This is a genomic window from Streptomyces iconiensis (assembly GCF_028657195.3).
GTDB lineage: Bacteria > Actinomycetota > Actinomycetes > Streptomycetales > Streptomycetaceae > Streptomyces > Streptomyces iconiensis.
In genome coordinates this window covers 1-10,680 of record NZ_JANCPR020000095.1, presented here as the reverse complement: position 1 = coordinate 10,680, position 10,680 = coordinate 1, and the positions used below count along the sequence as shown (strand labels likewise).

Annotated in this window: 10 protein-coding genes; 7 read left to right on the top strand and 3 right to left on the bottom strand. The window is 70.0% G+C overall.

Annotated elements, in window-relative coordinates; genetic code table 11:
* Positions 1-328 precede the first annotated feature (328 nt).
* From NMN56_RS42515 to NMN56_RS42500, 4 genes are all read left to right on the top strand, one after another.
* Entirely contained in the window at positions 329-1,927 is a 1,599-nt protein-coding gene (locus NMN56_RS42515) for an acyl-CoA carboxylase subunit beta (RefSeq protein WP_274047136.1), read from the top strand.
* A gap of 16 nt (positions 1,928-1,943) precedes the next feature.
* Positions 1,944-2,207 carry an acyl-CoA carboxylase subunit epsilon gene (locus tag NMN56_RS42510; RefSeq protein ID WP_274047138.1) on the top strand — a complete coding sequence of 88 codons (264 nt, stop codon included), beginning with the start codon at positions 1,944-1,946 and terminating at the stop codon, positions 2,205-2,207.
* A gap of 197 nt (positions 2,208-2,404) precedes the next feature.
* The gene (gene mmpB, locus NMN56_RS42505; RefSeq protein ID WP_274047140.1) at positions 2,405-2,542 is read left to right on the top strand and encodes a morphogenic membrane protein MmpB; all 138 of its coding nucleotides are present in this window, start codon (positions 2,405-2,407) and stop codon (positions 2,540-2,542) included.
* 170 nt (positions 2,543-2,712) lie between these two features.
* A complete protein-coding gene (locus NMN56_RS42500) occupies positions 2,713-3,321 on the top strand; it encodes a Maf family protein (protein ID WP_274047142.1) in 609 nt (202 codons plus the stop codon).
* Between the two features lie 36 nt (positions 3,322-3,357).
* Here the strand turns inward: NMN56_RS42500 and NMN56_RS42495 are convergent, their stop codons facing one another.
* Positions 3,358-3,801 carry a hypothetical protein gene (locus NMN56_RS42495; protein ID WP_274047144.1) on the bottom strand — a complete coding sequence of 148 codons (444 nt, stop codon included), beginning with the start codon at positions 3,799-3,801 and terminating at the stop codon, positions 3,358-3,360.
* Positions 3,802-4,220: 419 nt separating this feature from the next.
* Between NMN56_RS42495 and NMN56_RS42490 the strand changes: the two genes are divergently transcribed.
* Positions 4,221-5,987, top strand: a complete 1,767-nt coding sequence (locus tag NMN56_RS42490) for an acetyl/propionyl/methylcrotonyl-CoA carboxylase subunit alpha (protein ID WP_274047146.1) — start codon at positions 4,221-4,223, stop codon at positions 5,985-5,987.
* 362 nt (positions 5,988-6,349) lie between these two features.
* On the opposite strand, the gene NMN56_RS42485 is transcribed toward NMN56_RS42490, so the two are convergent.
* Entirely contained in the window at positions 6,350-7,303 is a 954-nt protein-coding gene (locus NMN56_RS42485) for a DeoR/GlpR family DNA-binding transcription regulator (protein WP_430542853.1), read from the bottom strand.
* A gap of 133 nt (positions 7,304-7,436) precedes the next feature.
* Complete coding sequence (locus NMN56_RS42480; RefSeq protein WP_274047148.1) at positions 7,437-8,885, bottom strand: NAD(P)H-quinone dehydrogenase; 1,449 nt, start codon at positions 8,883-8,885, stop codon at positions 7,437-7,439.
* 212 nt (positions 8,886-9,097) lie between these two features.
* On the opposite strand from NMN56_RS42480, the gene NMN56_RS42475 reads away from it, so the two are divergent.
* On the top strand, positions 9,098-9,544 hold the full coding sequence (locus NMN56_RS42475; protein ID WP_274047149.1) for a gamma-glutamylcyclotransferase family protein: 447 nt from the start codon (positions 9,098-9,100) through the stop codon (positions 9,542-9,544).
* An 825-nt stretch (positions 9,545-10,369) separates the two neighbouring features.
* Entirely contained in the window at positions 10,370-10,606 is a 237-nt protein-coding gene (locus NMN56_RS42470; protein ID WP_274047150.1) for a hypothetical protein, read from the top strand.
* The last annotated feature ends 74 nt before the right edge of the window (positions 10,607-10,680 follow it).

The following is a 10,680-nucleotide window of genomic DNA, read 5'->3' as shown; positions in this document are numbered from 1 at the left end:
GTTGGGGGGCGGAGCCCCCCGACGCCCGGCCGGCGAGGCCAACGGGGGCCAGGGGGCGAAGCCCCCATTAGGAACGGAAACTGGCTTCAAATCACAGGAACCACAACAGGGGGGCACAGGGCACACAAAACGCGAGGACACACAAGGCACGAGGCACACACAACGGTGCGGGCACGCACACAGTGCGAGGCGCACACACCGTTGGCCACACGCCAAGTGTGGCCAACGCCGCACGCACACACGCCCCCACCGCCGATAACCTACGACCCGGTAGCAAGAAGACGGCAGCAACCACCCCACCCCGCAAAGTGTGAGGAGCTCCAAGCCGATGCCCGAGCCCGAGCCCAGCCCTGACGACATCCACACCACCGCAGGCAAGCTCGCGGACTTCGAGCGCCGTACGGCGGCAGCCGTACACGCGGGTTCGGAGCGCGCAGTGGAGAAACAGCACGCGAAGGGCAAACTGACCGCCCGCGAACGCGTCGAGCTACTGCTCGACGAGGGCTCGTTCACAGAGCTGGACGAATTCGCACGCCACCGCTCGACCAGCTTCGGCCTGGAGAAGAACCGCCCGTACGGCGACGGCGTGGTCACCGGCTACGGCACGGTCGACGGCCGCCCGGTGGCCCTCTTCTCCCAGGACTTCACCATCTTCGGTGGGGCGCTGGGCGAGGTCTACGGCGAGAAGATCGTCAAGGTGATGGACTTCGCGCTCAAGACCGGCTGCCCGGTCATCGGCATCAACGACGGCGGCGGCGCCCGTATCCAGGAGGGCGTCGCGGCCCTCGGTCTCTTCGCGGAGATCTTCCGCCGCAACACGCACGCCTCCGGCGTGATCCCGCAGATCTCCCTCGTACTGGGCCCCTGCGCGGGCGGCGCCGTCTACTCCCCGGCCATCACCGACTTCACGGTGATGGTCGACCAGACCTCCCACATGTTCATCACGGGCCCCGACGTCATCAAGACCGTCACCGGCGAAGACGTCGGCTTCGAGGAGCTGGGCGGCGCCCGTACGCACAACACCACCTCCGGCGTCGCGCACCACATGGCGGGCGACGAGAAGGACGCCATCGACTACGTCAAGGCGCTCCTCTCCTACCTCCCGTCCAACAACCTCTCCGAGGCACCCGTCTACCCCGAGGAGGCGGACCTGGAGACCTCGGACGAGGACCGCGAGCTGGACGCGCTGATCCCGGACTCGGCCAACCAGCCCTACGACATGCACACCGTGATCGAACATGTCCTGGACGACGGCGAGTTCCTGGAGACACAGGCGCTGTTCGCGCCGAACATCGTCACCGGGTTCGGCCGCATCGAGGGCCAGTCCGTCGGCGTCGTCGCCAACCAGCCGCTGCAGTTCGCCGGTTGCCTGAACATCGACGCGAGTGAAAAGGCCGCACGCTTCGTCCGCACCTGCGACGCCTTCAACGTTCCCGTCATCACCTTCGTGGACGTGCCCGGCTTCCTGCCGGGCACGGACCAGGAGTACGACGGCATCATCCGCCGCGGCGCCAAGCTGATCTACGCGTACGCGGAGGCCACGGTCCCCCTCATCACCGTCATCACCCGCAAGGCGTTCGGCGGCGCGTACGACGTGATGGGCTCCAAGCACCTCGGCGCCGACCTCAACTTCGCCTGGCCAACGGCGCAGATCGCCGTCATGGGCGCCCAGGGCGCGGTGAACATCCTGCACCGCAAGGCGCTCTCGACCACCAGCACCCCGGCGGAGATGGAGGAGCTGCGCGCCCGCCTCACCCAGGAGTACGAGGACGCGCTGCTCAACCCGTACGCCGCCGCCGAGCGCGGTTACGTGGACGCGGTGATCCGGCCCTCCGAGACGCGCCGCCACATCACGCGCGGTCTGCGCACACTGCACTCCAAGCGCGAACAGCTCCCGCCGAAGAAGCACGGCAACATCCCGCTCTGAGGAGGCTCAGACCGCCATGAGTTCGCCCCCCTCATCCCCCTCGTCCCCCACACCTCCCCCACCGGCCCAGGAACCACCCATCAGGGTCGTACGGGGCAATCCGACTCCGGAGGAGCTGGCCGCCGCTCTGGCGGTTGTCAGGGTGCGGGCGGCTGCCGCGGGCACCGAAGGGCCCGCACGGCGGACGCCCAGCGCCTGGTCGGACCCGTCCCGTAGGGTCCCGCGCGCGCTCCCGACTCCCGGGCCCGGCGCGTGGCGCACCACGTTCTGGCCCGGCTGACGGGACCGGCCCGCACCTGAAGGCGTAGGCACCCGAAGGTGCCCGAAGACGCCTCAAGGCGCCTCAAGGCACGCGCCCCGTTCCGGCCGTGATGGCCGGAACGCACGGCCTTCCCGCTGCGTTACCCGCGGTGACCCCGTGCGTTTGAGTACGCGTACTCAGGCGCGCGCGGGTCGCCGCGTTCCACCATCGAGCGCATGCTGTGGTCGGACCCGCGCGACGAACCCCCCGAGGAACTCCGCACGGTCCAGGCGAAGTTGGAGCGTCTGGGCTGGGTGCTGGCCGTCGTGACCGCCATTGTGATGCTGCTCCTGCTGTCGCACTTCACCGCCTGAACCGACGCACCACGCAAGCGCACCCGAGGCACACATCACCGCACGGGGCACCCCCGCCCCGCACCCGCGACACAGGGCACGCACAAGCGAACCCGCACGCCACCGCGAGGGAACCCGGTACACGGTCCGCGAGGGCGGCGACGCGTGCCGCGTCACGCCGCGTCCCTACGATGGTCGGCATGACTTCTCAGCGCCTCGTCCTCGCCTCGGCCTCCCCCGCACGCCTCGGACTGCTCCGCCAGGCAGGGCTGTCGCCCGAGGTCATCGTCAGTGGCGTGGACGAGGGGGCGATCACAGCCCCCAGGCCGGCCGAACTCGCCCGCGTACTGGCCGAGGCCAAGGCCACAGCCGTCGCGGCCCGCGACGAGGCAGCGGGAGCGCTCGTCATCGGCTGCGACTCCGTGCTCGAACTGGACGGCATCGCCCTGGGCAAGCCGGCCGACGCGGAGGAGGCCACCGCACGGTGGAAGTCCATGCGGGGGCGCTCAGGCGTCCTCCAGACCGGACACTGCGTCATCGACACCCCGAGCGGCGCGCGGGCCTCGTCCACCACGTCCACGACCGTCCACTTCGGGGAGCCGTCCGACGCCGAGGTCGCCGCCTATGTCGCCAGCGGCGAACCCCTGCACGTGGCGGGCGCCTTCACCCTCGACGGGCGTTCTGCACCGTTCCTGCGCGGCATCGAGGGCGACCACGGCAACGTCATCGGCATCTCACTGCCCACGCTGCGGGACCTGCTGGACGAGTTGGGAATCGCCATCACCGACCTGTGGACCTGACACACGCCGCCCCGGGCCCCTATGGGGGCGGAGGACTCAAGCCCCCGAAGGGCTCAGTTCCTCGGCCGGGGTCCGCGCACGCTCAGGCGGAACGGGATACCAGGTCAGGGACCACACGATGAGGGCGAGGACGGCCATGAGCACGAGGAAGGCCGTCCAGCCGACCAGGCCGATGGAGAACGCGCCCAGCAGCCCGTGCACGACGGCGCAGCTGATGAGCACGATCCGCAGGAAGCCACGCGGCGGCACGTCCCGTATCGCCGTACGGCCGAGGATCACCGCGCATCCGCACACATAGGCACCGACCACGACCGCGCCCACCCACGTGGAAGCGGTCATCGCGCGCGGGTCGATACCGGCGAGGGACATCTCCTGTTCGCTGACGACCTTGCCCAGGAAGAGATTGATCAGTACGAGTACGACCGCTTCCAGGGTCAGTACCAACGCCGCAACGGTCGCCACCGTTCGCCTGCGCCCCACCCCGCCCACCTACTTCCGCTCGCGTCGCTCCACCCGTCAGCCCGGTCAAGGAGCGCGCGTGCGCCGTCACTTGACGGGAACCGGGGTTACTCCCAGTACGTGTTTTCGGCAGGGCGCACGCTACTCACGGGTACAGGCGGGGGCAAGAGGGAGGGCCGAAGGCAAAATTTCGCCCACTGTGTCGTAGGGATCCCACAAAGATGTGAGGTCTCTTCGCTGGCACCGGTACAGAGAGCTAGACCACACCGTGAGGACGGCCAGCAGCCCGGGAAACCCGGCGTACCGTGGGATGACGAGGGGAGAACACACGCGCGCGACCCACGGGTGACACTCCGTGTGGGCAAGCTCACCCCCCTTGGCGGCTCGGCCTGAGGTGTCGCCAGTACCTAAACTCAGCTTGTTTCAAGGAGGGAGTCATCGTGCGCAAGGTGCTCATCGCCAATCGCGGCGAGATCGCTGTCCGTGTGGCCCGTGCGTGCCGGGACGCGGGGATCGCGAGTGTCGCTGTCTACGCGGAGCCGGACCGGGACGCACTGCATGTCCGGGTGGCCGATGAGGCGTACGCGCTGGGCGGTGACACCCCCGCGGCCAGCTACCTCGACGTCACCAAGGTGTTGAAGGCCGCCGCCGACTCCGGCGCCGACGCCATCCACCCCGGATACGGATTCCTGTCGGAGAACGCGGAGTTCGCGCAGGCCGTCATGGACGCCGGGCTCACCTGGATCGGCCCGCCCCCGCAGGCCATCCGCGACCTGGGCGACAAGGTCGCCGCCCGGCACATCGCCCAGCGCGCCGGCGCCCCGCTCGTCGCGGGCACCAAGGACCCGGTCTCCGGCGCCGACGAGGTCGTCACCTTCGCCGAGGAACACGGCCTGCCCATCGCCATCAAGGCGGCGTTCGGCGGTGGCGGACGCGGCCTGAAGGTCGCCCGCACCCTCGAAGAGGTCCCCGAGCTGTACGACTCGGCCGTCCGCGAGGCCGTCGCCGCCTTCGGCCGCGGCGAGTGCTTCGTCGAGCGCTACCTGGACCGCCCGCGGCACGTGGAGACCCAGTGCCTGGCCGACGCGCACGGCAACGTGGTCGTCGTCTCCACCCGCGACTGCTCGCTCCAGCGCCGCCACCAGAAGCTGGTCGAGGAGGCCCCCGCGCCGTTCCTCTCCGAGGAGCAGAACGCGCAGCTCTACCAAGCCTCCAAGGCCATCCTCAAGGAGGCCGGCTACCGGGGCGCCGGCACCTGTGAATTCCTCGTCGGCCAGGACGGAACGATCTCCTTCCTGGAGGTCAACACCCGTCTCCAGGTCGAGCACCCGGTGACCGAGGAGGTCACGGGCATCGACCTCGTACGCGAGATGTTCCGGATCGCCGACGGCGAGGAACTCGGCTACGACGACCCGCCGCTGCGCGGGCACTCCTTCGAGTTCCGCATCAACGGCGAGGACCCCGGCCGCAACTTCCTCCCCGCGCCCGGCACCGTCACCACCTTCGCACCGCCCACGGGACCCGGCGTACGCCTGGACGCGGGCGTCGAGTCCGGCTCGGTCATCGGCCCCGCCTGGGACTCCCTGCTCGCCAAGCTCATCATCAGCGGCGCCACCCGCGAACAGGCCCTCCAGCGGGCCGCACGGGCGCTGGACGAGTTCACGGTCGACGGCATGGCCACGGCCATCCCCTTCCACCAGGCCGTCGTCCGCGACCCCGCCTTCACCAACGACCCGTTCGACATCCACACCCGGTGGATCGAGACCGAGTTCGTCAACGAGATCAAGCCGTACGCGGCTCCCGCCGACGCGGACACCGACGACGACACCGAGAACGGCTCACGCGAGACGGTCGTGGTCGAGGTCGGCGGCAAGCGCCTTGAAGTCTCCCTCCCGTCCTCACTCGGCATGCCGCTGGCACGCGCCGCCGTCGAGGGCGGCGCACGCAAGCCGCGCCGCAAGGCCACGAAGAAGTCCGGCTCCGCGGTCTCAGGCGACGCGCTCGCCTCCCCGATGCAGGGCACCATCGTCAAGGTCGCCGTCGAGGAGGGCCAGCACGTCGAGGAGGGCGAACTCGTCGTCGTCCTCGAAGCGATGAAGATGGAACAGCCGCTCAACGCGCACCGCACCGGCACGGTCAAAGACCTGCACGCCGAGATCGGCGCCTCCGTGTCCTCCGGCGCCGTCATCTGCGAGATCAAGGACTAACGGACCCGCCCCTCGGCATCCCTCTTTCCGCCGCAACGGCGCACACCCCGGACACACGTAATCGGCGGTGCCGAACTCACCCGAATCACCGGTGGGTTCGGCACCGCCGAGTCATGTCGTCCCGCTTCCCGCCGTCGCGGCGGGAAAAGGGGATGAGCCGCGGCACAAGGAACAGCGGACGACTGAACAGCGGGCACAGGGGGCAGTCGGGCAGCCGGACTGCGGCACAGCCGACCGGCCGAACGTCGGGAACAGCCGGACGGCGCAACAGCCGGGACAGCCGGGGCAGCCGGACTGCGGCACGGGTGCCCCCACGTTCGTGGGGGTACGCGTGGTTGTCGGGAACCTCCCCGGGAGGGGGGTCAGCGGCGGCGGGGGGCCAGGTCGGCTACGCGGTGGGGTTTGGGGCCGTCCATGGGGGAGGCACCGGACGCGCGGAGTTGGGTCGGGGGCGGAGCACCGGAGCCACCGGAGCCCGGTGGGGGGTTTCTCCGGGGCGCCGGCATGGGAACGTCCCGGCGCCCCCGCTCAGGAGGGCGCCCCGCTTCGGGGGGAGCCTCATTCGCGCTGCTCCCACCGGCCACGGTGATCTGCACACCGCGGTCGGCGAGCGCCTGCAACTCCGTCTCCGCACGGTCGTCGTGCGCCGACGGCTCATCGGTCACCAGGCGCGTGATGATGTCGGTCGGTACGGTCTGGAACATGGTGTCGGTGCCGAGCTTGGTGTGGTCGGCGAGCACCACGACCTCGGCCGCCGCCTGCACCAGTGCCCGGTCGACGCTCGCGGAGAGCATGTTGGACGTGGACAGACCCCGTTCAGCGGTGAGGCCGCTGCCGGAGAGGAAGGCGCGGGAGACGCGCAGCCCCTGGAGGGACTGCTCGGCTCCGCTGCCGACCAGCGCGTAGTTGGAGCCGCGCAGGGTGCCCCCGGTCATCACGACCTCGACGCGGTTGGCGTGCGCCAACGCCTGTGCCACCAGGAGGGAGTTGGTGACAACGGTCAGACCGGGAACCCTCGCGAGCCGTCTGGCCAGTTCCTGCGTCGTCGTACCGGCGCCGACGACGACGGCCTCGCCCTCGGTGACGAGGCCAGCGGCGAGATCGGCGATGGCCGTCTTCTCCGCGGTCGCTAGATGGGATTTCTGGGGGAATCCGGACTCCCGGGTGAAGCCACCCGGGAGCACGGCACCGCCGTGTCGGCGGTCGAGCAGTCCTTCTGCCTCCAGTGCGCGTACATCGCGACGCACGGTCACTTCGGAGGTCTGGACGACGCGGGCCAGCTCACGGAGCGAGACGGCCCCGTTAGCTCGCACCATTTCAAGGATCAATTGACGACGTTCCGCAGCGAACACGAAACTGACAGTAACGCCAATGACCGTCTGCTTTCAGCGGTTTGCGCCGATTAACAGAAGTTGTTCGTACGGGGACCCTCAGCGTGGTATAGGGGCCTCAGTGCAGCTCGGTGGTCTTCCGTGTGTGCAACTGCCGTGCCACTTCCGCGATCGATCCCGTGAGCGACGGATACACCGTGAAGGCGTTGGCGATCTGCTCGACGGTCAGATTGTTGTCCACAGCGATCGCGATGGGATGGATCAGCTCACTCGCACGCGGCGCCACGACCACACCACCGACGACGATGCCCGTACCGGGTCGGCAGAACAGCTTCACGAAGCCGTCCCTGATGCCCTGCATCTTGGCGCGCGGGTTGCGCAGCAGCGGCAGCTTCACGACGCGTGCGTCGATGACGCCCTTGTCCACGTCCGCCTGGCTGTAGCCGACCGTGGCGATCTCCGGGTCCGTGAACACGTTCGCGGAGACGGTACGGAGGTTGAGCGGGGTGACCGCGTCGCCCAGGAAGTGGTACATCGCGATACGACCCTGCATCGCGGCGACCGAGGCCAGCGCGAAGACGCCGGTGCAGTCGCCCGCCGCGTACACGCCGGGCGCCGAGGTGCGCGAGACCTTGTCCGTCTGGATGTGGCCCGAGTCCTTCAGCCGGACCCCGGCCTCCTCCAGGCCCATGTCGGCGGTGTTCGGCACGGCGCCGACCGCGACGAGACAGTGCGAGCCCGTGATCGTACGGCCGTCCTGCAGCGTGACCTCGACCCGGTCGCCCACCCTCTTGGCCGACTGGGCGCGTGAGCGGCTTATGACGTTCATGCCGCGGCGCCGGAAGACGTCCTCCAGCACGGCAGCCGCGTCCGGGTCCTCGCCCGGCAGCACACGGTCGCGCGAGGAGACGAGCGTGACCTGCGAACCGAGCGCCTGGTAGGCGCCGGCGAACTCGGCGCCCGTCACGCCGGAGCCCACCACGATCAGTTCCTCGGGCAGCTCCTCCAGGTCGTACACCTGCGTCCAGTTGAGGATCCGCTCACCGTCGGGCAGCGCGTCCGGGATCTCGCGGGGGTGGCCGCCGGTCGCGACGAGCACCGCGTCGGCGGTGAGCCGCTCCTGGCTGGAATCCGCCGCCGTTACCGTCACATCGCGTGACCCGTCGGACGCCTGCCCGGGTTCCAGCCTGGCCCTGCCGCGCAGCACGCGGACGCCCGCGCGGGTGACGGAGGCGGCGATGTCGTGGGACTGGGCGAGGGCGAGCCGCTTCACCCTCCGGTTGACCTTGCCGAGATCGACGCCGACCACACGGGCCGGGTCGTCGGGGTCGTGGGTGGTGTCCTCGACGCGGATTCCCAGCTCCTCGTAGGAGGAGTCGAAGTTGGTCATCACCTCGGCCGTGGCGATGAGCGTCTTGGACGGTACGCAGTCGGTCAGTACCGAGGCGCCGCCGAGGCCGTCGCAGTCGACGACCGTCACCTCCGCACCCAGCTGCGCCGCGACCAGCGCAGCCTCGTATCCGCCAGGTCCGCCGCCGATGATCACGATCCGAGTCACATACTCCATTCTCCCGCACACCTCAACGGGGCACTCGCCGGGGTGCGGTGCGCCCCGGCGGCCCGCCTGTGCGCATGCGTGGTCCGCCGGGACGCGCCCACGGATGGCCGCTGGGCAACCAGGGCGTGCGCTGGCGCGGCGTAGGTGCGACCGGTCGCCCACCCGGGGCTGAGGGCACTGAGCCGCTGAACGGGAGGACTCACTCCCGTACCCTCGTCCGCATGTCGCTCTACGCCGCGTACGCCGGCAACCTCGACGCGCGGCTCATGGCACGCCGCGCACCGCACTCCCCACTGCGCGGCACCGGCTGGATCACCGACTGGCGGCTCACCTTCGGCGGCGAGCACATGGGCTGGGACGGCGCGCTGGCCACTGTGGTCGAGGCCGCGCCGGCCGCGAAGGCGCAGATCTTCGTCGCGCTGTACGACATCGCGCCCATGGACGAGGACTCCATGGACCGCTGGGAGGGCGTGGGGCTCGACATCTACCGGCGTATGCGCGTGCGCGTCCACACCCTCGACGGGGAGGAGGCCGCCTGGTGCTACGTCCTCAACGGTTACGAGGGCGGGCTCCCCTCGGCGCGCTACCTCGGCGACATCGCCGACGCCGCGGAGTCCGCCGGCGCCCCGCACGACTATGTGACGGAACTCCGCAAACGCCCCTGCTAGCCGCGCGTGCTAGCCGCAAGGCCCCTCGCCATGTGCCCCCTCTGCGTGCGGGTCCCGACGAAGAGGGCGGGGTGACCCCGCGCCCCCTCCGGCCCGGCCCGGCTCCGGTTCCGGTTCCGGACCGCAACCAGGTGAAGGCGCACGCCCCCTGCCCGCCACCCAACGCGGGACGGCCGAGCCCGACCGGCACCGCCGAACACCACCGTCCCGCGTCCCGCCGTCGCGGCGGAGATGAGGGGTGGACCTCGCGCCCCTCCACCCCTCGGACCGGACCGAGACCACGCGGCCGAGAGGCCGGCTGACTCCGCACCCCACCGGCACCGGGTCCGCTTCGCCCACACCCGTCTCGCGCGTCTCTTCCCCTCTGCCCCAGCAGCCCGCCTGCACCGAGAGCGTCTCAACGCCGCCGGGCCGCTGATCAGCCACACGATCGAGAGGCTCGCCCGGCGAGTACCCACCTGGCACGACGACCTTGGCGGTCTCACGGTCACCGATGTGCGCGCAGCCGCTTTCCGACCCGGAAGAGCCTGAAACAGCCCCCCAAAGCATAGGGAAACAAGGGGGATCGGGCTTCCGGGCATGGAGGTGGCTGTCAGGTTCCTGTAACAAGAGAGTTTGCTCTCTTGAATGAGAGGGATTCGCAGTGATGGGGTGTCACGTGCCGAGGGAACCCTCGGCACACACAGCATGTCCACCCCGGTCGACGCCCCCGACCGGCTGCGGAGCCGGGCCGGTGGTGCGGTTGCTGCCGCCACGTTCCCGGAGAGTGGATCCGCACGCCGTCGAGCGTGTACGCACATGCACATGCACCAAAGGAGTACAGACATGCGCAAGTTCAAGCGCACCGCAGTCGCCGCCGCCGGCCTCCTGGCCTTTTCCGGCATCGCCGCCGGAGCCGCGCAGGCCGCCGGCCTCCAGACCATGGAAACGCAGGGCAACTACCAGACGGACTGCCACACCGCCCAGACCCAGCAGGAGCTGGACATGGCGGTGGGGCACCACGTCACCATCGACCACTGCGAGGCCGACGGCCCCGGCAGCATGGTCATCTTCTACTCCTGAGTCCGGGAGAGCGGGTGACGCCGAGCGTCTGCCAGTGACGTCACCCCGCCCGGCTTCCTCTGCTGTGCGCGCAC

Excerpts from the sequence above, each read along its gene's own strand:
- NMN56_RS42515 (WP_274047136.1), top strand. The coding sequence starts at position 329 with ATGCCCGAGCCCGAGCCCAGCCCTGACGACATCCACACCACCGCAGGC.
- NMN56_RS42510 (WP_274047138.1), top strand. The coding sequence starts at position 1,944 with ATGAGTTCGCCCCCCTCATCCCCCTCGTCCCCCACACCTCCCCCACCG.
- mmpB (WP_274047140.1), top strand. The coding sequence starts at position 2,405 with ATGCTGTGGTCGGACCCGCGCGACGAACCCCCCGAGGAACTCCGCACG.
- NMN56_RS42500 (WP_274047142.1), top strand. The coding sequence starts at position 2,713 with ATGGTCGGCATGACTTCTCAGCGCCTCGTCCTCGCCTCGGCCTCCCCC.
- NMN56_RS42485 (WP_430542853.1), bottom strand. The coding sequence starts at position 7,303 with ATGGTGCGAGCTAACGGGGCCGTCTCGCTCCGTGAGCTGGCCCGCGTC.
- NMN56_RS42480 (WP_274047148.1), bottom strand. The coding sequence starts at position 8,885 with ATGGAGTATGTGACTCGGATCGTGATCATCGGCGGCGGACCTGGCGGA.
- NMN56_RS42475 (WP_274047149.1), top strand. The coding sequence starts at position 9,098 with ATGTCGCTCTACGCCGCGTACGCCGGCAACCTCGACGCGCGGCTCATG.
- NMN56_RS42470 (WP_274047150.1), top strand. The coding sequence starts at position 10,370 with ATGCGCAAGTTCAAGCGCACCGCAGTCGCCGCCGCCGGCCTCCTGGCC.